The sequence below is a fragment of the Asaia spathodeae NBRC 105894 genome (assembly GCF_025994195.1).
Lineage (GTDB): Bacteria > Pseudomonadota > Alphaproteobacteria > Acetobacterales > Acetobacteraceae > Asaia > Asaia siamensis.
The window spans coordinates 325218-349335 of the sequence record NZ_BAPY01000005.1 but is presented as its reverse complement, the minus strand read 5'-3'; the positions used below and the strand labels follow the sequence as shown (position 1 = coordinate 349335).

Here is a 24118-nt window from a genome sequence, read left to right as displayed (position 1 = left end):
GCGGCGGCATTCCGACGGCGCAAGGAGAAATTGAATGACCGGACCCGGGCCGATAAGCGGTATCCTGTTCGATATGGATGGTGTGCTGCTCGATAGTGAGTCGCTCTCGCTCGAGGCGTTTGTCATGGCGGCGCGTGATCTGGGCCATGACATGCCTCTCGCGTTTGCCCGCCAGATGATCGGCCTGCCCGGCGATGCCTGCGCGCGTCTCGTGGTCGAAACCTACGGGCCTGAGGTCGATCTCGGGGCACTCTTTCGTGCACAGGACAAACGCCTGCACGATCTTGTCGAGGCGGGCGGGCTGATCCTGAAGCGGGGCGTTGAGCCGCTTCTCGATTATCTCGATGCGCGCAAATTGCCGCGCGCCATCGCCACCTCATCGAGCCGGGTGCGCACGGAGACCCATCTGCGCCATGTCGGCATCTATGAGCGCTTCGATGCAATCATCACACGGGACGACGTGACACGTGGCAAGCCGGACCCCGAACCCTATCTGCGCGCTGCGGCCGCGATCGGTATAGAGCCTGCCTATTGTCTGGCGATTGAAGATTCCCATAACGGCGCCCGCGCCGCGCACGCAGCGGGTATCAGGGTGATCGTCGTGCCTGATCTCATGGCGCCGAATGAGGAAATCATTTGCAAGGCGCATGCGATCATGGACGATTTGCATGAAGTCCGCGACTTCATTGAGCGCGCCGATAGCGCAGCCTGACCTGACGAAGGGCTGGTTTTGTGCGGCTGCCCTTGCAAACACGGGGCAGCAAGAGTGCTCGATACCGATCAGGCATTTTGCGCCGCCTTGTCAGCAGCACGCTGGATAAACGACTGCCTTTTGAAACGCCCGGCGTGATCCGTGGCTTTCAGAGGGCCTAGTGGCAGCCGCCGCCCTTGCAGCCGTCACAGCCAGCACAGCCCTTCTTGGGAGCTCCACCGGGCGCGGTCTGCCGGGCAATCCCGAGCTGGGCCTTGAGGCGCGCCGCGTGAACAGGGAAGAGCCTGTTCAGCCAGAAAAGCAGGGCGACCACGACGAGGGCAATGACAATCAGGCTCTGGATCATGAGGGGGCTCCTGTGAGGGCGCGTGTCACATGATAGGTAAGCAGCGCAGCCACGTAAGCAAGACCGAACAGATAGGTGGCGGCGCCCAGAACGACCTTGAGCGAGCGCGTCTCGCGGCGCATGACCGCCAGGGTCGAGATGCATTGCGGCGCATAGACATACCAGGCCAGCAGGGAAAACGCGGTGGCCATGCTCCAGTGGGCGCTGAGCAGGGGCATGAGCTGGCTGGCGGCCGTGTCGTCATTGGCGCCCAGAGCGTAAACGGTAGCGAGCGCACTGACAGCGACTTCGCGCGCGGCGAGGCCAGGAATCAGCGAAACACAGATCTGCCAGTTGAAGCCGATAGGGGCGAAGATCGGCAGCATCCAGTGGCCGATCATGCCCGCAAGGCTGTAATCGATGGCGGCCCCTGTGGCATTGGCCGGTGGCGAGGGGAAGCTCGAGAGCGCCCAGAGCAATACATTCAGCGAGACGATGATGGTACCGACACGCGACAGGAACATCACTGCGCGCTGCCATAGCCCGAGCGCGACGCTCTTGAGATTGGGCGTGCGATAGGGGGGGAGTTCCAGCATCAGGGGATGCTCTTCTGACTCCACACCGCGCGTCATGAGGCGCGCCGCGATAATGCCGCTCACGATGGCCACGAAATAGAGACCAAACAGCACCAGTCCCTGCAGCCCCAGAAAGCCCAGCACAGTGCGATGCGGCACGAAGGCCGCTATCAGAAGCGTATAGACAGGCAACCGTGCCGAGCAGGTCATGAGCGGCGCGATCAGGATCGTGACCAGACGGTCGCGCGGGTTCTGGATGGTACGCGCCGCCATGATGCCGGGAATGGCACAGGCAAAGCTCGATAGCAGCGGGATGAAAGAGCGCCCGCTCAACCCGGCCAGCGCCATGATCCTGTCGAGCAGAAAGGCGGCGCGTGGCAGATAGCCGGTTTCCTCAAGGGTCAGGATCCAGAGGAACAGGATCAGGATTTGAGGCAGGAAGACGATCACCGTGCCTGCGCCCGCAATCACCCCATCTGCCAGCAGGCTGCGCAGCAGCCCCTCAGGCAGAGGCGAGACGAGCATCTGGCCAAGAGAGGTGATCCCGGCTTCAAGCGCATCCATGATCGGCTGTGCCCAGGCGAAAACCGTCTGGAACATGAAGAACAGCACGACCAGAAGAATGATCGGCCCCCATACCGGGTGCAGAAACCACCTATCGAGCTTGTCGGCCATTCTGTCGCTCTTGAGCGACGATTCATTGGTAAAGCGTGCGATCAGCGACCCGACCAGAGCGTGCAGATCGACGCCCTCCGGCAAGGCCGGGGGGAAAGGGAATTCGGGCTTTTCGAGCGCTTCGAGCAGATGGGTCACGCCGCTCTTGCGCAGGCTGATGGTCGGTATGATCGGCACACCAATAGCGGCGGCAAGGCCGGGCACGTCGATCTTGAGGCCAATACGGGCGGCCTCGTCCATCATGTTGAGCACGACGAGCATCGGGCGGCCGAGCTGCACCAGTTCCAGCAGGAAGCGCAGATGCAGGCGCAGATTGCTGGCCGAGACGACGCAGATGATCAGATCGGGCTGCTTCTCGACCGTATGGCGCCCCATGCAGACATCGCGCGTGACATCCTCATCGGGGCTGGTGGCGCTCAGGCTATAGGCACCCGGCAGATCGAGCAGCCGAACCGCCCGGCCTTGTGGGGTGGTGAACCGCCCCTCCTTGCGTTCGACCGTCACACCGGCATAGTTGGCGACTTTCTGCCTGCTGCCGGTCATCTGGTTGAAAAGCGAGGTCTTGCCGCAGTTCGGATTGCCGACAAGCGCAGCCCTCAAAGGCCTTGTGGCCGTTTCCGGCGGGGTGATCGCATTCATCAGGCGTCAGAGATCGTGTTCGAGCGTAATACGCGAAGCTTCACCGCGGCGCAGGGCAAAGCAGGTGGACCCTAGACGGACAGCTATCGGATCATGGCCGACCGGGCCTGTCGCCACGATTTCGACCGGCGCACCAGGAATGAAGCCTAATTCGCCAAGGCGCATCGCAATCGGATCATCTTTCATGCGCGCGACGACCTGGCTGATGATCGCGTGAGCCCCTTTAGGCAAGGTGTCGAGTGTCATGGGTAGGCCCACCTGAGCAAGATCATGGCGTTCCATGAGAACGCTTCTCACTTGCCAAGATAGGGCTTCACGAATTCTTAGGGAAGAGGGACGGGTATGAAACCTCGGCAAGCACGCTTCATGTCATCGGCTTTTGTGCGGACCGGCGTTGTGCCCATATAGGCAGGAGCGATCTTGGCTGGTTGGATGAAGGCTGCGCTTGTCTGGGGGTTGTTTTGCCGGCAGGAGGCACCAGTTTATGTCACGACAGGACCGCCCGCTAACTGCGCCTCTTGCAATGTTCGACCCGTGAAGCGTCGGAGAAGGCTCTGTAGGGCCCTATCCCGAATAATTCGGTTGCCCCTCTGCTGTTGAGAAGAAACTGACTGGGTGACCCTGTGAGGGCCATGAGTCTGGCAGTCTTGTCGTCTGCCAGCGCAGGCGCGTCTGACGGAAGAAGCAATCCGGGTGATCGCGGCGGGAGAGTGAGCTCAGCCGTTTGGCCCTTTCGATGTGACTGTCAGCGCTGGAGACTGAAGTGTCAGGAACATACGAGCGGCTGTTATGTGACGTAATTTTTCAGTTTCGTTTCTCTCTGTTTGAATTAACGAAAATTATTTTTTGTAATCAATCTATAACGTGGTTGTGATTTTGCCTATGTGAGGGAGCGGGAATAGGTAATCGACCCCCGTCTGTTATCCATTCGGCTGATTTCCTGCAAAATAATGACCTCAATAGAGGGCGGTGTCTTGTCTGATAACGTATCGAATACATCCCATGATGTGCTGATCATAGGAGCAGGCCTGGCTGGCCTCACCTTGGCGCAGCAATTGCTGATGGCAGATCCGGGCCTCGATATCTGCATCGTGCATAACCGCAGATTTCCCAATCCCGAACGTATTCACAAGGTTGGTGAGTCAACGGTCGAGATCGGCGCGTATTATCTTGCCGAGACGATTGGCTGTGCGCAGCATTTGCAGGACCATCACATACGCAAGATGGGGCTTCGGATCATCCAGACTGAAGGTGTCGCCGAAGATGATCCCTATCGCGAACTGGGTCTGAGCTTCTATCCGCGGCACGCCACTTATCAGATCGACCGGGGCAAGCTCGAAAATTACCTGCTCGGACTGGTAAGGCCGTCGATTACGCTGCTCGAAAACAATCGGGTTCTCGATTTCGAGCGCAAGGATGGGGTCAACGCTGTGGCTGTCAGAGACCATGACGGCTGTATCAAAAAGCGGAATGCCCGCTGGGTGGTCGATGCTTCCGGCCGTGGCCGCGTTCTGATGAAGAAGTTCGGACTGCAGAAGGACTCAGGCATCAATCATTCTTCTGTCTGGTTTCGTGTCGGTGGCAACGTCAACATCAACGAATTTCTGGCGTCGCGTGACCCTGCCAACTCGTTTCTCGACTCAAGCGAGAGATGGCACAGCACCACCCATCTCGTGGGGCGTGGTTACTGGGTGTGGATCATCCCGATCAATGAGGAAACAACCAGTATCGGGATCGTTTTCGACAATGCGGTGCATAAACTCTCTTCCATGAGTTCGCACCCGCTCGCCATGTCCTGGCTGCAGCAGCATGAGCCGCGTCTTCAGTCCTATCTGGAGGCAAAAAATTTCGACGTGATCGATTTCGTCATGCTGCGGAATTACTCCTATCTTTCGGAGCAGTATATCTCGGCCGATGGCTGGGCGCTTACCGGAGAGGCCGCCGGTTTCGTCGACCCGATGTATTCGAACGGCACGGACGTGATCGGTCTGGCGAACACGATGATCACAAACCTTGTCACCAAACCTGAAGGGCCTCTCTTCATCAATCAGATGAACGGCTTGCTCAGTGAGGCCTATGCGGGCTTCGTCGATACGCATCGTCATTCCTATGACGGTTTCGGCGACTGGAACTACATGTTCGTCAAGACGAACTGGGACACGACTTTCTATTTCCTGTTCATGTGCGTTCTCTTCATGAACGGAAAATTCGATAGCGTGGCCTATATTGAGTCGATCCACGGCAAAATTGCCGCCTTTTATGGCCTTCATCACAAGGTTCTGGAGTATCTCAAGCAACCCGGATCGGTCGCGAAGGACTACGAACTGGCGGATTTCATCAATCTCGCCGGCTCGATTCAGGAATATGCGAACGGCGCCATCATGGCTGACGACAAGAGCGATGAGGGTATTTCAGCCCTGCTCGATTATCATATGAAAATTCTGGAAGAGCTGGCTGCGTCGATCATGGAAACGAAGACGTTCGACAGAAATTTCTATGGAATGAGAGAGCGCCTGATGGCTGAAGAGGCCATGGCCCGTGCCGAGTGCCTGTGCCCGGCCTGAGTCCGGTGTCTGTTTGAAAGCCATGATCGCTCCGCCTATATAGTGGGATCAAACCGGCGGGGAGATCATGATGCGCCAGCTTATCGAACAGCGAATTCAGCAGGGTGGTGGCAAGGCGCCTGCGGATCTTGTCATACGCAATGTCGGGCTGTTCGATCTGGTCACGGGGGAAATCCTGCCGGGCGATATCGCTATCTGCGGTGATCGTATCGTTGGCACGCTGGATCGTTACGAAGGCAGGCGTGAGATAGATGGCACGGGCAAGATTGCCGTGCCCGGCTTTATCGACACGCATCTTCATGTCGAATCCTCTCTGATCACCCCGTTCGAGTTTGATCGCTGCGTCTTGCCGCATGGTGTGACCACCGCCATTTGCGACCCGCATGAAATGGCCAACGTGCTTGGCGGGGAAGCCTTCGATTATTTTCTGGGCTGCGCCAGCCGCACGATCATGGATCTGCGGGTCAATCTGTCGAGCTGCGTGCCCGCGACGCCGGTCGAGACATCGGGCGCCATTCTCGATGCGGCGTCACTCATCGCCTATCGCGATCGTCCCAAGGTCATCGGTCTGGCCGAATTCATGAATTTTCCGGGGGTGCTTTCCGGTCAGCCCGATTGTCTCGATAAGCTGGCGGCTTTCGCCGGGGGGCATATCGACGGTCATGCGCCGTTGCTGCGTGGCAAGAAACTGAATGGCTATCTGTCTGCCGGTATCTCGACCGATCATGAGGCGACCGCCGCTGAAGAAGCGCTGGAAAAAATCCGCAAGGGCATGACGATCCTTATCCGTGAAGGGTCCGTCTGCAAGGATCTTGAGGCACTTGCCCCTCTTCTGACGCCTGAGACCTCCCAGTTTTTTGCTTTCTGCACCGATGATCGTAATCCGCTCGAAATTGCGCATGAAGGCCATATCGATTTTCTCATTCGCAAGGCGATCGGTCTCGGCGTGAAGCCATTGGCAGCCTATCGCGCGGCCTCGCTCTCGGCCGCACGGGCTTTCGGGCTGCGCGACCGTGGCCAGATCGCGCCGGGAATGCGCGCCGATATCGTTCTGCTGGATGATCTTGAGACCTGCCAGGTCGCACAGGTCTTTTCAGCAGGGCGTCTGGTTGATGACGCTCTTTTTGACAGTCGCGACCTTGTCCAGCCCACCGGATACGGCTCTGTCAGACTGGCGGCGCCCATCACAGAGCAGGATTTCGTGGTAGCGGGCTCGGGCGAGCAGCGCGCGGTGATCGGTATTATCCCGGGGCAGATCATCACGGCATTCAGGCGTTTCGATCTGCCGAGCGTCGATGGTCGGGTCTTGCCAGATGTGGCGCAGGATGTTGCGAAGATCTGTGTCATTGCGCGCCATGGCAAGAACGCCAATATCGGGCGCGGTTTCGTGCAGGGTTTCGGTTTGAAGGAAGGCGCGCTGGCCTCTTCAGTCGGGCATGACAGCCATAATCTTTGCGTTGTCGGCATGAGCGATGCCGATATGGCGCTGGCCGTGTCACGGTTGACTGAACTGGGGGGCGGTTTCGTGGCGGTCGATGGCGGCCGGGTGATTGCCGAACTTAGTCTGCCGATTGCAGGCCTGATGAGCGATCAGCCCTTCGAGACGGTACGCGACGATCTTGAAGCCCTGCGCCGTGCGGTAGGCGGCATGGGCGGCACACTGGAAGAGCCATTCCTGCAACTGGCGTTTCTGCCTCTGCCCGTCATCCCCCATCTCAAGATCACCGATCTTGGTCTGATTGATGTCGATACCATGACCCTGGTGCCCTAGGCGCCCGGTTCCGCCCCGGTTGGGGCGGGAAGGGGGGTTAGAAATTCGTTGTCAGCTGGCCACCCAGAATGGCGGCGTCCTTGAATGTCGTCGTGGCGCCGGGATGCTGCAGATACTGGAAGTCGAATTGCAGCGAGGTCGCGGGCAGGACATGCAGGCTGTAGAAGGCCTCATAGACCTGCTCCCAGTTCTGCACGCCATAGACATTGCCCCACTGGTTGGAAACGAAGGGCAGGCCGAGCGCTACGGAAGATTGTTGCTGAAGGCGGATCGAGCGGCTCATGTTCATATGCTGGAACATGATGCCGACTTCATCGAGCGGACGATGCCAGGGTGAGCCACTTTGCAGCAGGCCGATCCATTCATGGTCGCGCATGGCAACGACATTGCCTTGCGCATAGCCAACGCCACCGATCACGATCAGACCATCTGCAATGCCCTTGCCGCTTCTGACCAACATCTGGTCGAACATGAACCAGCTCGACCACATGCCGGATTCCTTGCGGGCGGCCAGTCCGCTTGCCTGATAGGACCCGCCATACCGGTCTTCATAAAGATTGGGATAGCGCGAATTGTCGTAATAGAAGCCGATCTTGTAGTGGCCGAGCAGCTTGTCCTTGCCAAAGGCTGGGTCCCAGCCGGTCTCGAACTGCGAGCTGAGTTTGCCCAGCCCGTCCTGAGCCAGTGCCCAGCCTGAAACGCCGCCATTGAAGGCATGCGGGCTGACGGCAAAAAGACCGCCCATGATATAGGTGCGCTCGGTCGGTCGCACGCGCAGCACCGCGCCGATATTGGCAGAAGGCCAGTCGCGACCGCCGGGTGCATATTTGCCCGGTGCGAAATTGCCGCAGACACTGACATTCATGAAATTACAGGCGAGCGCGTCAAAATCGAAAAACGTGCCCGTGGGAATGACACCAGCCGAGAGAATCACGCGGTCATGCAGAAAGGTCTTGTCGGCATACATCGAGACGAGATGCGCCACGACATTGCCGCGCGAGCCGTAGATCTGCTCAGGATTGGAGACGTAATCGCCCAGTGTCGAACTGAAGTTACGGCCATGACCGTTCACGACCAGAAGATGGGTCCAGAAGCCCTGAAAACCCGCGAGCTTCTGCCAGTCGATGTCGAGTTCAGCGGCGACCTGACCCGCCAGCACGTTATCGCGTGTGCGGCCGCCCGTCACATTGCCCATATATTCTTCGTTGAGCGCGATATTGAGGAAGATGCCGCGTTTCTGCATCCAGCTTTGTGCGCCGCCCCAATCACCGAAAAGATGCGGATTACCATACAGGGAAGGGACTAGCGGTCCGATCGGCACTGCCCCCTGTCCTGCGATGGGGAAGCCGATGGCAGTGTATTGATCGGTGTCGAGTGTTCTGGCCGTTTCTGACTGTGCCCTGGCGATTGAGGGTATTTGCGGGGCCGCCAGAAGTGCCATTGTAAAAGCGACCCCGAGGCCACGTCGTGTCTTTGGTCGTTGCCTGGCCGGGTTTGCCGGAGAAGAGGCATTGTCTCGGAGGGACATCAGGTCGGGTTTGCTCGTCACGTTTCTCAATCCAAATAACCATCGGGCAAATTAATCATCGGGTCGACGCCTCTTCGGTAGATTTTCTGAAAGCGACGTCGATAATGGTGATGGCATTAACAGAAAGTCATGACGGGAGCACACGGAAGACGACTACAAAATTTCGTGTTATTTTGTTATAAACCAGTGATTAATTTGATCATAATGTAACGGGCATCAGGCATGCGCGAAGGTTTTGCGTCCTCCTACCCAGACTTCCTTGATGGCCAGATGACGGTCCAGCACGACCATGTCAGCCAGCTTGCCCGTCTCGATGGCGCCACGATCGGTGAGGCCCAGATAGGAAGCCGCGTTGCCGCTGACCAATCGGCTTGCCTCGCTGAGTGAGGCCCCATGAGTCACCGCATTACGCAAAGCCTGATCGAGGTTCAGCACACTCCCTGCGAGCGAGCCATTGGGCAGACGGACGACTCCCCCCTCGATCATGACATCCTGTCCGCCCAGCGTGCTCGGGCCGTCAGGTTGACCCGCACCACGCATGGCATCGGTCACGAAAAGCAGACGGTTGCGCATGACACGCGAAGCAAGACGGAAACTGGCGGGGTGGACGTGATGGGTGTCGAAAATCATTTCGGCATAGCTCGCGTCATGACACATCAGAGCCGTGACAGGGCCAGGTTTGCGTCCCTCTATCGGAGACATGGCGTTGAAGAGATGCGTGCCACCGGCGATGCCTCCACAGGTGCAGATGGTGGCAATCGTGTCCATGGCTGTCTCGTAATCGGCGGTGGTGTGGCCGATGCTGATACGTACCCCGGCTTCTGCCAGACTCGCAATGGCAGTTCTGGCGTGCTCGAGTTCCGGGGCGAGGGTGACGACCCTTACGCAGCCAAGAGAGAGAACTTCCGAAATCTTCTCAGGCGAGGGAGCGATCGCGAAAGGGGGCTGGGCACCAAGCTTGTGAGGACTGACGAACGGCCCTTCGAGATGCGCGCCGTGAATGCGCGGCCCGTCGGGATCTGGGCTCTGCATGACCTCCGCAACGGCCTTCAGGGCGGTGATGACATCTTCCCACGGGCGGGTGATGGTGGTCGGCAGAATGGTCGTCGTCCCATGGCGCATATGATAATGCGCCAGACGCCTTATCGCTGCAGCGCCATCCATCGTATCTGCGCCGTCACCTCCATGCACATGGCCATCAATAAAGCCCGGCAGAATGTAATCGTGCGGCGCGGCGCCTCCCGTTTCGATTTCCCGAATATGCGTGTCGAAGCGTACCGTGCCGGCAAGAAGGCGGTCAGCCAGAACAATCTGGCCTGTCAGTGTCTGTGTCATGAAATCAGTCCTGTTCGGTCAGTCCGACGCGGCCATAACGGCGTGAATAGGCCAGGATGACCAGATAGGCGGGAATGACGATCATGGCGAACATGCCCTGAAACCCGAAGACGGGTTTGAGCCAGACATAGAACTGCGGCACGACCGCGCCGCCACTATAGGACATGACCATGACGGCTGAGGCCATGGCTGTCATGTGGCCAGCGCCGCGAATGGCAATGGGGAAGATGGTCGGCATGATCATGGCATTGGTAACGCCCAGCAGGGCCACACAGAACACCGAATGATACCCTTGGGTCAGAACGGCCAGAACGGTCAGAACGCAGCCCACCGCGCAGGAAAGCTGCATATAGACTTCCTGCTTCATGAAGCGCGGTACGATGATGAACCCCATGATGTAGCCCAGAAGCATGCCAGTCAGGGTGAGCGCGGTGAAGAATTTGGTTTCGTCCAGCGGCAAACCGAAACCTTGGCCATAAGTGCCGATGGCATCGCCTGCCATCACCTCAATGCCGACATACAGGAACATGGCGATAAAGCCGAAAACGAGATGAGGCTTGAAAAAGCGATGCTGTGAGCCCTCACCGGAAGAAATGACGGGTGCTTCGAGATTGGGCAGAGGCGCGAAGGCTACCACGATGGCGATCAGGACCAGTATGCCAGCCATGCCGAGATAGGGGGCATAAAGCGCCTGAACAAAATTATTGAGCAGCGCTTCGCGTACGGCCGGGTCGGTTGCCGATTGCGCCTTTTCAGCAACGGCACCGATATTGCGCATGACCAGAAGCCCCAGAACGATAGGCGCGAGAATGCCTGCAGCCTTGTTGCAGATGCCCATGATCGAGATACGCTGGGCGGCACGTTCTGGCGGGCCAAGCAGGCTGACGAGCGGGTTGATGACGACCTGCATGAGAGAAATACCGGCGCCAAGAATCAGCAATCCTGTGAGGGCTCCAGGATAGATACGCCAGGCGACGAATTGTCCGAAGACAGCAACGCCCAGTGCCGAAACCAGAACAGACAGGGTGAGACCCGTTTTCAGCCCCAGTCGTCGCGCGATCAGAGAGGTCGGAATGGAAAAAAGGAAAAACGAGAAATAAAACGCAAGCGGAATGAAGAAAGCGCTGAACTCGCTGAGCGAGAATGCGACGCGCACGAAGGAAATAAGCGGGCCGTTTAGCCAGGTGACAAAGCCCATGGCAAAGAAGATCAATGCAGAGACGGCCAGCGCGGAATAGCCGTAAGGGCCGACCAGTCTGTTCTGGGTACAGGGGACCTTGAGCATGGTAAACACGTCCTCAGGCAAACGGGGAATTTATTTTAATAAATAAACTATGTGGATTATAGGTAAGACGCCCCGATCAGGCCAGCATCATTTCCAAGTTTCGCTTTCACAATAATCGGAGTGGCCGTTTCGCAGAGACATTTCTTGCGTACCGCCCGATCCAATGCCTCGATAAGGTCATCGACTGCGCTCAATCCGCCACCAGCGGGAACGCAGCTTGCACCCGTGACATTGATCATGATCGCCAGAGCATCCGAAAGAAGGTCTATATAGCGCTCCATCGTCCGTTGGCAGGATGGCTCGCCCGACAGCCAGCCTGTCATGATCTCGCGGCTGCTGCGCGTTTCTTCGCAACGCCAGAAATGGAATTTTTCCAATCCTCGCGCGCCGCCGATCGTATCCAGACAGCCGGACTGGCCACATCCGCAGGCAAGATAGGGATAATCCCTGTCGCCACGTCGCAGCAGAGGGCCATGCCCCCATTCGCCGGTAAGCCCCTGCCTTCCAACGATAAGTCTGCCGTTCTGCACAAGGCCGCCCCCGACGCCTGTTCCGAGAATCATCCCGAACACATTGTCATGGCCCATTCCTGCGCCTGCTCTGGCTTCGGCCAGCGCAAAGCAATCTGCGTCATTGGCGATCCGCACTGTCATGCCGAGTTTCTGGCTCAGAAGGGGGGCGAGAGCGATGCCGCTGATGCAGGGAATATTGGCAGCCTTGCACTCGGCAGTTTCAGGGTCCTGCAGACCGGCGAGGGAGAGGTGGATTGCCTTGATACCAACCGGGGATTGGTGGACCATCTGTGAGAAGGCGTCGACAAAAAGCGTCAAATCATGCCCGGGAGTAGCAATCTGGCTGCGCTCAACGAGATGCAGGTCCGGGGTGACCCGGGCAATACGCATGTGAGAGCCGCCGATATCGGCGCAAAGGAGCGTTGGGGCGCGCGTGTTCATCTGCTTTGCCATTGAGTGCCTTCAGTATGTTTTTGTTTTTTATTTTAGGTCGTTTAGCCGGTTTTTGAGGGATGACTTAATCATTTCATAATCTTGCCTGATCATATTATGGTCGCCAGATGTATTGGGCGATACAGCATTATAATTTTTTACTGTCGCTTATGGACAGTTTAACGCGTGTGTCGCTACTATGAAATCTGACTCCTGAGCCAAACAATGGCGGGCCGGTGTTGGTGCTGCTCTTCGAGAGCACGGGATGAGACCGTAAGGTGGGTTTAATTAATTTAGCAAATGAAATAATTCATGTTCTCTACAGGTCATCATCGTATACTGAGCGTGCTCAGCCGTTCCGGTCCGCAGAGCCGTACCGATCTTGCCCGTATCCTCAACCTCAGCAAGGCCAGTGTCACGGCACTGGTGAGGGAGTTGATCGAGCAGAATATTCTCGATGAGCGCGAGCGTGTGTTCGGTTTCGGGCGGCCAGCTGTCATGCTGGGGCTTCGACAGGATGCCGCGAGTTTCATCGGTATTTCGTTGCAGGCCGATCCGGCGCATATCGTTCTGACCGATCCGCATGGCAAGATTCACAGGCAGTTCACCATGCCTCTTGTCACCGATGTCGAGGCCTGTCTTGCTGCCATGGCGGGTGCCGTGCAGGATATCAGAGATACCTATCCCGACAGTATTGGGGCATTGGCCGGGATCGGCGTGGTGATTGCCGGAATTGTTTCAGGGAACAGTCAGATATGTCTGGCCTCAGCCACGCTGGGGTGGACTGATGTCGATATCGGCCCGCGTCTTGCCGAGATGACAGGCTTGCCGGTTTTCGTCGAGAATGATGCCAATGCTCTGATCATTGGTGAGCAGCTTTTCGGCAATTCCGGAGAACTGGACGACTTCAGCCTCGTCTTCGTCAGCGAGGGTATTGGCGGTGCTCATATCATCAACCGGCATTTGCACCGGGGTCATCACGGCGGGGCGGGCGAAATCTCCCATTCTCCGATCGCGATCGATCTGGAGGCCCTGCCGTGCCGATGCGGCAATCGTGGTTGTCTTGAAACCGTTGCCGCCCTGCCTGCCATATTGGGGGCTGCGCGTCGCTCAGGGTTGCCGGGCGATATCGGGCAGATTGTCGAGCTCGCGACTGAGGGGCAACCCGAGGCGCTGGCTATTCTGCACCGCGCTGGCACGGCGCTGGGGGTGTCTCTCTCTCAGGTCATCCAGTTCATAGACCCGTTACGCATCGTCGTCAGGCTTGATCCGCATCTTGTCGAGAGCGTGTTTGCGAGGGCGTTGAAGCAGGCTGTCGAGGCGCATGTGTTGCGTCGTGAAAGCTATCAGACTGAACTCGTTCTCGGGCCGCTCTATCCGAACGATTTCGCGACAGGTGCGGCAAGTCTGGCGGCGCAGCGTTTTCTGTTCGGCAATACCAGTCTCTGAAACGAGGCGCGTCATGAATGCTGCCGATACGCGCGACGACATCAGTCTGGAAATCTGCGTCGATGACGCGCAGGGGCTCTTTGCGGCCCAACTCGATTGTGTGTCGCGTATAGAATTATGCGGGGCTCTGGATCTGGGCGGTCTGACGCCAACGCCGGGACTGATCGCCCTGGCCCGACAATCGCAAATTCCTGTTTTTGCTATGGTCAGGCCTCGCTCCGGGCATTTTGTCTTTTCTCCGAATGAGGAAGCACAGATGCTCGGCGATATCGCGGCCATACGCCAGGCAGGTCTCGCCGGTGTCGTGCTGGGGGCGGCCTTGTCTGATTCACGGCTCGATGTGGCGATGCTGGCACGCTTGTCTGAGGCATGCGGTCCTTTGCGCCGTCAGTTGCATCGCGTTTTCGATCTCGTGCCAGATCCTTTCGAAGCACTTGAACAGGCGATCGCGATGGGTTTCGAGCGTATTCTGACGTCTGGTCTGACGCCCAGGGCGCCCGATGGCGCCGATATGTTGCGGCAATTGCGTGAACGAGCCGCCGGACGCATCGATATCATGGCGGGTGGCTTTGTTCGTGCTGATAAAGTTACTACACTTTCTAAAATATCTGGGGTGAAATCCTTCCACGCCTCTTGTCGTCAGAAAACAGCAGTGCAGGATGAACGTCTGCTTCAATTCGGATTCGCGGCGGATCATGCCGTGACATGCCCGGTGGAGATCGTGCGGTTGTACCAGGCAGCCTGCGCGGCACAGCACGGCTAACCGTTTCAGGAAAAGAAGGTCGAACGCCATGGTCCTTTCCCGCCTGTCAATTCGTTCCGGTTTGGCATTGAGTGCGTTATTGCTCTCCTGTGCTGCGACCGACAGGGCGCACGCGGCCCCCCTGACGCCTGTTTTCATGCCAGAGCCGGCGCAGGCTTCGTTGCACGGGCAGGCTATTGCCCTGTCCGCGCTGCCAGAGGTGGTGTGGACTCACGCACCTTCGCCCCTGCTCAAACGCGCGCTGGCCCGTTTCGAGTCAAGGCTGGGCCAGCTTGGCATCGCGTCGGGGAAAAAAGGCGCAAAATCCGGCGTTCTGCTCAAAATCTCGGTGGGAAAAGACCCTGCCTATCTCTCGCTTGATGCTCGCGAGGGATATACGCTCGATGTGTCGTCGAAAGAGATCGTGCTCAACGCAGATGGTCCTGCCGGGGTGATACACGGCTTTGCCACGATCTTGCAGATGATCGATACGCATGGCGCTGTGCCGGTCCTGTCGCAGGGGCATATTGTCGATGCGCCGCGCTTCAAGTGGCGTGGGCTGATGATGGATGTTTCGCGCCATTTCCAGTCGCTCGATACGCTCAAGCGCCAGCTTGATGCGATGGAACTGACCAAGCTCAATGTGATGCACTGGCATCTGAGCGACGGCACGGGTTTTCGGGTGGAAAGCAAGCGCCTGCCACTTCTGCAGCAACTCGGCGGGCACAGCAGATATTACACGCAGGAACAGGTAAAAGAGCTCATTGCCTATGCAGCCGATCGCGGCATACGAATCGTGCCCGAATTTGATGTGCCCGGGCACACGCTGGCTATTCTCACGGCCTATCCCGATCTGGCGGCACAGCATCCTGTGCCAACGGTTCAGGACTGGCAGCAGGATTGCCGGGTCGCCTCTAGCAATGACGAGGTGACAACCCATTGCACGAAACATCCAGATCTCAATATGGCGGCCATGGACCCCACCAGCGACAAGGTGCTGGGTTTTGCCCGAACGCTGTTCGGTGAAATGGCCGCGCTTTTCCCGGATCGCTATTTCCACACCGGTGGCGATGAAGTCGTGGCAGGGCAGTGGAACGATAATCCGCTGATTGCGGCCTATATGAAGGCCCACGGTTTCGCCGATGCCCCTGCGCTTCAGGCGGCCTTTACGGCGGAGATCGAGAAGATCCTGAGTGCCGATGGCAAGATCATGATGGGGTGGGACGAGGTCAGTGAGGCGCCCATCCCGAAAAATGTCGTGGTCGAGGCCTGGCGTGGCTCCAAATGGGTCGGAACGGCAACCAGGCTTGGTCATCCGGTTGTGGTGTCCTCGGGCTATTATCTCGATCTGTTGACACCCTCATCGACGCATTATGCCGTCGATCCTTATGATACGCGCGCCGATGGTCTGGCGTTCAGGGCGCCAGCGAAGAATGAAAAGCCGCTGCATGAAGCGTTCATGCGCGATCCGAATGCGCCGCCTCTCGACGAAGCGCAGAAAAAACTCGTGCTGGGTGGCGAGGCGCCGCTCTGGACCGAAATCGTCTCGGATGAAATGGTCGATGAGCGGCTCTGGCCGCGCTCGGCGGCCATTGCAGAACGGTTCTGGTCGCCCCAGTCAGTTACTGACAAGGATGCACTCAACCGACGCCTGCCCGAGGTGCTGAACACACTCGAGCATTTCGGTCTTGAGGCATCTGACCACCAGGCGCGCATGATCGCGCGTCTGACGCCGCAGAATATTGTGCCTCTGACCCAGCTTGTCGCCCTGACCGTGCCTGTGCGCAATTACGCCATCAATCGACTAGCGGATCGTAAGGGCGAGGCCATACTCCTATCGCCAGCCGCCATCGCGTCTGCCGATAGTTTCGAGGGCAATGCGTTCAATGCGCTGGCGGCGCGCTATGCAGGGGGTGATCGCAGTGTCGTTGTGTCACTGCAGGAAAAACTGGCGCGTTATGAAGCCAATAATATCGCGTTCCAGGCGCTACCGGGCCCCGACTGCGTGAATGAAGCCAAGCCCGTGTCGAGCCAGATCGCGGCTCTGTCGAGGCTGGGTCTCGAGGCCCTGCAACCAGGGGAAAAGAGCCGCGAATGGCATGATCATGCCAATGCGCTTCTGGCAGAGCAGGACAAGGCCTACGCGGCGAGCGCTGATCATGAGGCATCGAGCGTTCAGCCGCAGCCGCCAAGCGGGCTGCTTATCGCGATCGTGCCCGGCATCCGGTCACTGGTCTCCGCAGCGAAATGAGGGTCGTTCATCGGGGAGTATTTGCTCCCCGATGAGGTTCATCTCCGCAGGTTAGATAAAAAATCGGCCGTCTTCAGCGTCAGTTCGCTTGGAAAAGTGCCTGTCCGCGCGTCTCGGCGCTGAGTGCTGAAGCGCTCGCTTCATCGAGAATGACCGTGCATTGCCTGTGCAGGCGGATCGCCGAGGCGCTGACCTGCGGCCCGACCGGGCCTTCCAGCGCCTTGGCGATGATGGCGGCTTTCGATTGCCCGAGGGCCAGAAGCAGTAACTGGCGGGCTTCCAGAATGGTGCCGACACCCATGGTGAGGGCGCGTGTCGGCACGGCGTCGGGGTTGCCTCCGAACATCGCTGCATTCTGGATGCGTGTCTTCTGGTTGAGCGTGACGCAGCGTGTGCGGCTGTCAAACGGCGAGGGGGGCTCGTTGAAACCGATATGCCCTGTATCGCCAATACCGAGCAGTTGCAGATCGATGCCGCCACTGGCCCTGATGGACTCCTCATAGGCCGTGCATTCGGCGTCGAGATCGGGGGCATCTCCTGCGGGGAGATGGATGGCGTCGGGCCTGCTGTTCACATGGTTGAAAAGCAGGGCATTCATGTAATGATGATAGGAGCACGGGTCGGCTGCGCTCAGTCCGACATACTCATCCAGATTGAAGCTGGTCGTGGTTGAAAAATCGAGACCTTCTTCGCGATGCATTCCGCACAGGGCGCGATAAACCCCTTCCATCGTCCGCCCTGTCGCCAGGCCAAGCACGGGATTCGGGCGCTCTATCATCAGGCTGGCTATCTCATTCGCAGCGAATCGTGTGGCGGAATGCGGGTCTGGCATGATGAAGAGGCGCATGAAACTGCATGATCCTGTCAAAAAGAGCGGTAGGAAACCGTCAGGGAATATGGGGCTCTGCCCTCCCTTTAAAAAGGCTCACTTAGTTTATCGAGACAAATTAAACTGTAAGGCATGGTCATCACGCAAAATCGTTATTGGGCATGCTTTAAATCAGGAAAATTTCCAGATTCTCGGGAAAAATACTTAATTCTAATAATAAACAATTGCAGGGCGGAAATTTGCCGTCTAACGTTTTCTGATACAGTGGAACAATGCGGTAAAGAAACGAATTCTCCTGCAAATTCCACGTCACTTCAAAATCAAGAGCCCAACCGGCGGGAGTTGACCATGCGGCATATGAGACGCGATCTACTTCTTTTTTGTTCCGCAATCGGAATAAACTATGCAATGGGAAATCTGTCGGCATTTGCGGCACCTGCGGCAGGCGAAGAGCACAAGCCTGTTTCATCCCGGCACAAATCCGGCAGTGCTACTGAGGGCTCGGTCCTGGGGGCGAACCCTCAGGCCGAGGAAATTTCCGTCAAGGCTGCGGGCCGACATGCCGATGGCACCAGCAACACCACGCCGGGCGGCGGTCTTATGCCAAAACAGACCGCGCCGCGCTCGCAAAGCGGTGTGACGCGTGATTTCATCGCCAAGCAGGCGCCAACGGGCAATATCTCTTCAATGATCGCCAATCTGCCGGGCGTCGTTTATGCCAATCAGAGCCCTCTTGCGACGGCGGGCGATAACATCACCATGCGCGGCATGAACCAGAGCCAGATCGGGTATCTGTTCGAGGGCGCGCCTTTGGCCGACCCCATCAATTATGAACCCTATACGGCCATGCTGGTCGATACCGAAAATCTCGGTTCGGTCACGGTATCTCAGGGATCACCCGATCTGAACGCGCCGACATTCAATGCTGTCGGCGGGCAGATCTCGGCAACGGCCATGAATCCGTCTCACAAATATGGCGGCTTCATCAATCTGATGGGCGGCAATAAAAGCGCCAACAAGGAATTTCTGCGTCTCGACACGGGCGATATCGGTAAAACGGGCATTCGCGGCTTCATGTCGTTTTCGCATCAATCGAATAATAACTGGCGTGGCCCCGGCGGGCTCAAGCGTTACCATGTCGATGCGAAATTCCTGAAGGAATGGGGTGATGGCAATTCGGTCACGGCCGTGTTCGGCTATAACCGTCAGGAGCAGACGCCCTTTCGCTCGCCGACCGCCGCACAATGGAAGCAATGGGGTGAGGGTCTGAGCTACAGCGACCATTATACGCCGGGTGATGCCAATTATTACAAGCTGCAGCTAAGCAACCTGAACTCGCTCGACGTGGTGGTACCGACGCATTTCACGCTGGCGCACGGTCTCAAGCTCAGGGTCACCCCCTATTTCGTGCATCAATATGGTCCGGCTGTGGGCGGTGAGAATATTCCCGCATCGGGCGGCACATTCGGCACTCAGGTCTATGGCGATCTGAACCAGCCTTATGTCACGAATGGAAAGATCACGACGGTGGCCGTTGACCCGTGGAACCAGAAAGTGGGCGCGGTCAATACGTCGCTGGACTGGACATCGGGGCATAACACGTTGTCGGGCGGCTACTGGTATTCCTACGCCATGCATGAGGAGCATTCGACCTTTGCGACGGTCGATTTCTCGGGGAAGGCAGCCAATTCCTACGGGGCCTATGGTATCAGGGTACCGGGAGGGGCGCTTCTGAGCGGCTATAATCTGAACTTCATGCAGCAGACCAATGCGCTTTACATCGCCGATACGCTCAAGCTGCTGAATGACAGGCTGACGCTCAGCGCGGGTTTCCGCACCGTCATGGTGTCGCGTCAGGGCACGAATGACGTGCCGGGGGCCGATCCCTACAAGACGGTACGCAATTATTTTGCGCCACTGCCCCAGGTGGCAATCAGTTATTCACTGACCTCCAAAGACCAGATCTATATCAATGGCACGACCTCGTTTCGCGCTCCCGCCTCGGTGCAGGCCTATAGCCAGATATTCGATCCCAACTCGGTGGGCGCGACCTCCCAGCCGGGGAATCTGAAGGGAGAATACGGCATTGGAGAGGAAATCGGCTATCGCCATAATGGCACGCTGATTCATTTTCAGGTTTCGGCCTTCAATATGAACCTGACCAATCATCAGGTCAGCTCGACCTCTTATATTCCTGGCACCAATACGCTTGTCTCCATGCCGATCAATGTCGGTGGCGAGACCATACGCGGCATTCAGGGCGAGTTCGGTCTCAAGCCCTGGCATCATGTGAGCCCTTATGTCTCGGCGCAGTATCTGCATGCGACAACCGATAACAACCTTCCGGTCTCGGCAACCAATGCAGCCGGTCAGTCAGTTATCGATTATCTTCCTACCGCAGGCAAAACCATGGTGGCCACGCCTCATGTGACGGCGTCGGTCGGGCTTGCCTATGACGATAACAAGCGGTTTTTCGGCAATTTCAGCCTGCGTTACATCAGTTCGCAGTTTTCGAGCTTCATGAATGACCAGCGCATGCCTGGTTATGTGTTGTCAGATATCACTCTGGGCTACAGACTGCCGCATGTGCCCCATCTGAATGGACCGAAGATCCAGCTCAATCTCGTGAATGTCGGCAATAATCTCTATCGCTCCGCACCGGCGAGTTTTGTCACCAGCACCCAATCGCGAACGGGAATCTACGGGAATACAACCAAGGCAGGATCGCCGATCTATCTTGTGGGCGGCAATTTTGCGGCACTGGTCTCACTCTCGACGGGATTTTGACACTGGTGTGAGTCCAGGCATCCCCTGCTTGACTCGATACGCGCGCCCGGAGAAGTTCCGGGCGCGTTTCAACGGTTTAAAGACGGAACCAACGTGCAGAAAACCGAGATAGTCGCCATTGATGGCGGCGGTACGAAAACACTGCTCCTGCGCGTGCGTCAGGATGGGACCATAGCAGCGTGGCGCAAGGCAGGTGGGTCGAACCCGTTCGACGTGCCCGAATGGCGCGCAGTCCTGACGGGTCTCATGATGGGGCAGCAGCAGAATCTTGCCGCAGCCGCTTTCGGTATGGCTGGATTTGGCGAAAGTGGCCGGTTGAGCCGTGAACTGACCGAGACGCTCGCAACCCTTTGCCCGGCGCCTCACAGTATCCACAACGATGTCGATATGGCCTGTCGTGGTGCTTTTCTGAACGGGCCAGGCATTTTGCTGCTGTCTGGCACCGGATCGATGGCCTGGGGCATGGGCGAGGATGGGCAGACCGCCCGTGTCGGTGGCTGGGGCAGTCTTTTTGGCGATGAAGGTAGTGCCTACTGGATTGGTCGTCTTGCGCTGGCGCGCCTATCTCAATGTCTGGATGGTCGCGTGGAAGATAAATCCGGCTTTGTCTCGCGCTTTGCCGCTCTGCAGGGATGGCCGGAAGATGCAGCGCTTTGTGGCAGCGCCCTTCAGGAATGGTATGCCAATCTCGTTGAGATACGCCCCTCGGTAGCCGCCCTCGCTGTCGAGATCGGGAGATTTGCCGAACAGGGCTGCGAGATCGCGCGTGAGATTTTTGCCGAGGCAGCAGAGGCGCTCGCCTGTCATGTGCACGGTTTGCGTCACCGGCTGAGTGGTGAAACCCTTCGCTGGAGTTATGCGGGGGGCACCATGCGGAGCGCGATCCTGCGTGAGGCGCTGTCTCGGGAATGTGGCGCGCCTCTGGCTCCCGGTCTGCCGCCTATCGGTGGCGCTGTTCTTGTTGCAGCCTCGCTTGCGGGCTGGCAGACCGATGAGCGTTTTATCGCGCAGCTTGCCGTTTCGCTCGAGGCCGAGGGGCTTTCCTGAAAGGCGCTGACGGTTTTTGGGTACCCACCGCCTCAAGGAGGCGGGTACCAAAGGGCATAGCTTGTTGGCACTCTTTGCCGGTAGAAGTCACCGGCAAAGAATAGGCCGCAGACATCACTCAGAGCGCGGTTCGGTGCCAGCAATCGTGGTGCCCTTGAGCAGGATCGCGCTGGTCAGGCCTTCCTCTGCGGCGGAATGGGCAACACGCAGCTGATAGCTGCCCGGTGTGACATGCCAGCGATTATCGCTCTGGGAGAAGCGGGCAATGGTCTGAAGATCGACCGGTATTGTCACGTCCCGGCTTTGATGGGCAGGCACGGAGACGCGCTGCCAGCCAACGAGACGGCGCCCGATGCCCTGACCTTCGGCATAAAGCTGCACAACGTCGCAGCCATCGCGGTCTCCGTCATTGCGTATCGTCACCGATGCGGAAGGCGCGCGCTCTGCCTTGACGACGAAATGGTCGTAAGTGAAGCGGGTGTAGGACAGGCCGTGGCCGAACGGGAACAGCACTTTCCTGTCTGTGCGGGCGAACCAGCGATAACCGACATCCGCACCTTCATCATAGGCGATCTGGAAACTGGCCGGGCGCCCCTCGGTGAGAGGCGGTGCAACCGGCAAAGCCGGACGCGGCAGGTCGTTCTCCGAAAGCGGGAAGCTGAGCGGCAGATGGCCCGACGGATTGACATCACCAAACAGGATTTGCGCGATGGCTTCGCCCCCGGCACTGCCGGGATACCAGGCCTGAACGACGGCGCGCACCTGATCCAGCCAGGGCATTAGCACCGGCCCCTCGGTTTCAAGCACGACGGTCACATTCGGATTGGCACGCGCAATGGCTGCGATCAGCTTGTTCTGGGCATCGGTAAGTGACAGCGTGGCGCGGTCACGCCCTTCTGTTGACCATTGGGCGATGAAAAGCACCACGGCATCGGCGCTCTTTGCCGCCTGCTCGGCCTTCGGCAGGTCGGTTTCTTCAGTAAAGGAGATGGCAGCCTGCGGTGCCAGACGGCGCATGTAGGTGAGGGGCGCAGAGGGGTCCCAGACCTGCTGCGACATGATCTGCTCGCCTTTTTGCGGGATCGCATTGCCGCCAAAGGGCAGAACCGTGGGAGAGCCGCCTCCTGAGATCACCCCCTTGTCAGCATGGCCACCAATCACGGCAATCGATCTGATCGATTTTGACAGAGGGAGGGCAGATTTCTCGTTCCTGAGCAGAACGATCCCTTGCTGGGCGGCCTCAAGGGCTGTCTTGTAGCCCTCAGCCCGATCGACTGGCTTTTTCTCAATGGGTTGTTCGGCACCTGTGGCGAAGAGACCGTAGAGGATGGGGCGCGCCATGGCGCGCAGGGATTCGTCAGACACGACAGAAGCGAGCTGTCCGGGGGCGTAGAACGCCTGAGCGAACAAGGTGCCATTCTTTATGGCCGCGGCGATGCGGCTGGTAGTCTCTGCCGAGAGGGGCGTGTCCTGCAGCATTCCCGTGCCGCCAAGCCCGATTGCCGTGTCGATCTCAGCGCCGGATTCCTGGTTGAGACCGGCTTCGGCCGACTTCTCTGTGCTGTGAACGGCGCCCCAGTCGGACATGACATAGCCGGGATAATGCCACTGACGACGCAGGATGTCGGTCAGGAGCGGTTTGCTCTCGCAGCTATAGGCACCCCAGACCATGTTATAGGCACACATGACGGCGCCTGGCTTGCCGATGCGCAAGGCGATGTTGAAGGCGAGCAGATCGGATTCCATTGCCGCCTCACGCGGGATCGACACGTCATATTGCGTGCGGCCTGTCTCGTAATCGTTCAGGGCGAAGTGCTTGATGGTGGCAAGGATATGGTTCGACTGAGCGCCTCTGGCATAAAACCCGGCAAGACGTCCAACCAGAAGCGGATCTTCACCCAGATATTCGAAATTGCGCCCGCCACGCGGGTCGCGTGTAAGATTGGTTCCTCCCGAGAGCAGGATATTGAAACCGCGATCACGCGCATCACGCCCGACCGAACGGCCAAGGGCCTCGAGCAGGGCGGGGTTCCATGAGGCGGCGCTGGCGAGGGCCGCCGGATAGGCCGTGCTCTCATAGCGTGAATCCTGGATGCGGGCACCTACGCCAATCGTGCCGTCTGTCTCGGTAATGGCGGGAATGCCGTGCTCGGGCATGGCGGGTGACCACGCGGCTGCATGTTGCGCATCACCGGCAGCGGCAGGGTTTTGCATCATTTCGGGAATATGGGTGACGATCAGCGCTTCGAGCTGCGCGCGGTCGAGTTTGGCGAGTGTGGCATCAACACGCTCATCGAGCGCAGATCTGGCTTCGGCAGAACTCAGCAGCGGAAGCGCACAGAGCGCTGTTGCGAGCAGGCCAGCTTTCAGACGGGAGGACATGATCTTTTTCTCCTCAGGCATGGAGAGATAAAATCTCTCTCATCCTGTCAAACCAGATCCCCTCGCGTTATGTGGAAAAGGTGAAGAAGAGAACTGGTGGTCAACCAGATATTTCTATCGACCCGCAGCGAGGAATGGTTGCCGAGATCACGGTTATTTTTGTCTCTTCTGTCTCTAGGAACGGGATGGCGCGTAAGTTCTTACTGGTTGTTTCAGATCTGCCCGCAGGTCCGGTAGGTACTTGTTACGAATGGAAAATGATTTGACCGTGATAAGGC

At 58.1% G+C, this 24118-nt stretch carries 17 protein-coding genes; 8 read left to right on the top strand and 9 right to left on the bottom strand.

Features of this window, described 5'->3' with window-relative positions; translation table 11 throughout:
* Nucleotides 1–34 precede the first annotated feature (34 nt).
* Entirely contained in the window at nucleotides 35–712 is a 678-nt protein-coding gene (locus AA105894_RS06105; protein WP_267310914.1) for an HAD family hydrolase, read from the top strand.
* Between the two features lie 157 nt (nucleotides 713–869).
* Here the strand turns inward: AA105894_RS06105 and AA105894_RS06100 are convergent, their stop codons facing one another.
* Genes AA105894_RS06100 through AA105894_RS06090 form a run of 3 tightly spaced genes read right to left on the bottom strand, consistent with a single transcriptional unit; the run spans nucleotide 870 to nucleotide 3208 of the window.
* Nucleotides 870–1058 carry a hypothetical protein gene (locus tag AA105894_RS06100; RefSeq protein WP_188424721.1) on the bottom strand — a complete coding sequence of 63 codons (189 nt, stop codon included), beginning with the start codon at nucleotides 1056–1058 and terminating at the stop codon, nucleotides 870–872.
* Nucleotides 1055–2926, bottom strand: coding sequence for a ferrous iron transporter B (gene feoB, locus AA105894_RS06095; RefSeq protein WP_267310913.1), 1872 nt, complete (start codon nucleotides 2924–2926; stop codon nucleotides 1055–1057). The genes AA105894_RS06100 and feoB overlap by 4 nt, the downstream gene beginning before the upstream one ends.
* Nucleotides 2927–2932: 6 nt before the next feature.
* Nucleotides 2933–3208 (bottom strand): FeoA family protein, encoded by a 276-nt coding sequence (locus tag AA105894_RS06090; protein WP_267310912.1) that lies wholly within the window; start codon nucleotides 3206–3208, stop codon nucleotides 2933–2935.
* A 692-nt stretch (nucleotides 3209–3900) separates the two neighbouring features.
* On the opposite strand from AA105894_RS06090, the gene AA105894_RS06085 reads away from it, so the two are divergent.
* Together AA105894_RS06085 and ade are read left to right on the top strand one after the other, a co-directional pair.
* Complete coding sequence (locus AA105894_RS06085) at nucleotides 3901–5490, top strand: NAD(P)/FAD-dependent oxidoreductase (protein ID WP_267310911.1); 1590 nt, start codon at nucleotides 3901–3903, stop codon at nucleotides 5488–5490.
* Between the two features lie 70 nt (nucleotides 5491–5560).
* Nucleotides 5561–7261: an adenine deaminase gene (gene ade, locus AA105894_RS06080; RefSeq protein WP_267311040.1), complete on the top strand. Its 1701-nt coding sequence runs from the start codon at nucleotides 5561–5563 to the stop codon at nucleotides 7259–7261.
* 37 nt (nucleotides 7262–7298) lie between these two features.
* Here the strand turns inward: ade and AA105894_RS06075 are convergent, their stop codons facing one another.
* The 4 genes from AA105894_RS06075 to AA105894_RS06060 form a co-directional block, all read right to left on the bottom strand.
* Nucleotides 7299–8702 (bottom strand): carbohydrate porin, encoded by a 1404-nt coding sequence (locus AA105894_RS06075; RefSeq protein WP_267310910.1) that lies wholly within the window; start codon nucleotides 8700–8702, stop codon nucleotides 7299–7301.
* A gap of 303 nt (nucleotides 8703–9005) precedes the next feature.
* Nucleotides 9006–10124, bottom strand: coding sequence for an N-acetylglucosamine-6-phosphate deacetylase (gene nagA / locus AA105894_RS06070; RefSeq protein ID WP_267310909.1), 1119 nt, complete (start codon nucleotides 10122–10124; stop codon nucleotides 9006–9008).
* Nucleotides 10125–10128: 4 nt separating this feature from the next.
* Nucleotides 10129–11409, bottom strand: coding sequence for a glucose/galactose MFS transporter (gene gluP / locus AA105894_RS06065; RefSeq protein ID WP_267310908.1), 1281 nt, complete (start codon nucleotides 11407–11409; stop codon nucleotides 10129–10131).
* A 56-nt stretch (nucleotides 11410–11465) separates the two neighbouring features.
* Nucleotides 11466–12374, bottom strand: a complete 909-nt coding sequence (locus AA105894_RS06060) for an ROK family protein (RefSeq protein ID WP_267310907.1) — start codon at nucleotides 12372–12374, stop codon at nucleotides 11466–11468.
* A gap of 291 nt (nucleotides 12375–12665) precedes the next feature.
* On the opposite strand from AA105894_RS06060, the gene AA105894_RS06055 reads away from it, so the two are divergent.
* The 3 genes from AA105894_RS06055 to AA105894_RS06045 all read left to right on the top strand — a co-directional run bounded on the left by AA105894_RS06055 (nucleotide 12666) and on the right by AA105894_RS06045 (nucleotide 16795).
* A complete protein-coding gene (locus AA105894_RS06055) occupies nucleotides 12666–13802 on the top strand; it encodes an ROK family transcriptional regulator (RefSeq protein ID WP_267310906.1) in 1137 nt (378 codons plus the stop codon).
* Between the two features lie 13 nt (nucleotides 13803–13815).
* Nucleotides 13816–14565, top strand: coding sequence for a copper homeostasis protein CutC (locus tag AA105894_RS06050; protein ID WP_267310905.1), 750 nt, complete (start codon nucleotides 13816–13818; stop codon nucleotides 14563–14565).
* A 67-nt stretch (nucleotides 14566–14632) separates the two neighbouring features.
* Complete coding sequence (locus tag AA105894_RS06045; RefSeq protein ID WP_267310904.1) at nucleotides 14633–16795, top strand: beta-N-acetylhexosaminidase; 2163 nt, start codon at nucleotides 14633–14635, stop codon at nucleotides 16793–16795.
* A gap of 79 nt (nucleotides 16796–16874) precedes the next feature.
* On the opposite strand, the gene nagB is transcribed toward AA105894_RS06045, so the two are convergent.
* The gene (nagB, locus tag AA105894_RS06040; protein WP_267310903.1) at nucleotides 16875–17642 is read right to left on the bottom strand and encodes a glucosamine-6-phosphate deaminase; all 768 of its coding nucleotides are present in this window, start codon (nucleotides 17640–17642) and stop codon (nucleotides 16875–16877) included.
* 390 nt (nucleotides 17643–18032) lie between these two features.
* Here nagB and AA105894_RS06035 point away from each other — a divergent pair, with 390 nt between their 5' ends.
* Nucleotides 18033–20411 carry a TonB-dependent receptor gene (locus AA105894_RS06035; RefSeq protein WP_267310902.1) on the top strand — a complete coding sequence of 793 codons (2379 nt, stop codon included), beginning with the start codon at nucleotides 18033–18035 and terminating at the stop codon, nucleotides 20409–20411.
* Between the two features lie 93 nt (nucleotides 20412–20504).
* Complete coding sequence (locus AA105894_RS06030; RefSeq protein WP_267310901.1) at nucleotides 20505–21458, top strand: N-acetylglucosamine kinase; 954 nt, start codon at nucleotides 20505–20507, stop codon at nucleotides 21456–21458.
* 114 nt (nucleotides 21459–21572) lie between these two features.
* On the opposite strand, the gene AA105894_RS06025 is transcribed toward AA105894_RS06030, so the two are convergent.
* Nucleotides 21573–23840, bottom strand: coding sequence for a glycoside hydrolase family 3 C-terminal domain-containing protein (locus tag AA105894_RS06025; RefSeq protein ID WP_267310900.1), 2268 nt, complete (start codon nucleotides 23838–23840; stop codon nucleotides 21573–21575).
* Nucleotides 23841–24118 lie beyond the last annotated feature (278 nt).

Excerpts from the sequence above, each read along its gene's own strand:
- AA105894_RS06105 (WP_267310914.1), top strand. The coding sequence starts at position 35 with ATGACCGGACCCGGGCCGATAAGCGGTATCCTGTTCGATATGGATGGT.
- AA105894_RS06100 (WP_188424721.1), bottom strand. The coding sequence starts at position 1,058 with ATGATCCAGAGCCTGATTGTCATTGCCCTCGTCGTGGTCGCCCTGCTT.
- feoB (WP_267310913.1), bottom strand. The coding sequence starts at position 2,926 with ATGAATGCGATCACCCCGCCGGAAACGGCCACAAGGCCTTTGAGGGCT.
- AA105894_RS06090 (WP_267310912.1), bottom strand. The coding sequence starts at position 3,208 with ATGGAACGCCATGATCTTGCTCAGGTGGGCCTACCCATGACACTCGAC.
- ade (WP_267311040.1), top strand. The coding sequence starts at position 5,561 with ATGCGCCAGCTTATCGAACAGCGAATTCAGCAGGGTGGTGGCAAGGCG.
- AA105894_RS06075 (WP_267310910.1), bottom strand. The coding sequence starts at position 8,702 with ATGGCACTTCTGGCGGCCCCGCAAATACCCTCAATCGCCAGGGCACAG.
- nagA (WP_267310909.1), bottom strand. The coding sequence starts at position 10,124 with ATGACACAGACACTGACAGGCCAGATTGTTCTGGCTGACCGCCTTCTT.
- gluP (WP_267310908.1), bottom strand. The coding sequence starts at position 11,409 with ATGCTCAAGGTCCCCTGTACCCAGAACAGACTGGTCGGCCCTTACGGC.
- AA105894_RS06060 (WP_267310907.1), bottom strand. The coding sequence starts at position 12,374 with ATGGCAAAGCAGATGAACACGCGCGCCCCAACGCTCCTTTGCGCCGAT.
- AA105894_RS06055 (WP_267310906.1), top strand. The coding sequence starts at position 12,666 with ATGTTCTCTACAGGTCATCATCGTATACTGAGCGTGCTCAGCCGTTCC.
- AA105894_RS06050 (WP_267310905.1), top strand. The coding sequence starts at position 13,816 with ATGAATGCTGCCGATACGCGCGACGACATCAGTCTGGAAATCTGCGTC.
- nagB (WP_267310903.1), bottom strand. The coding sequence starts at position 17,642 with ATGCGCCTCTTCATCATGCCAGACCCGCATTCCGCCACACGATTCGCT.
- AA105894_RS06035 (WP_267310902.1), top strand. The coding sequence starts at position 18,033 with ATGGGAAATCTGTCGGCATTTGCGGCACCTGCGGCAGGCGAAGAGCAC.
- AA105894_RS06025 (WP_267310900.1), bottom strand. The coding sequence starts at position 23,840 with ATGTCCTCCCGTCTGAAAGCTGGCCTGCTCGCAACAGCGCTCTGTGCG.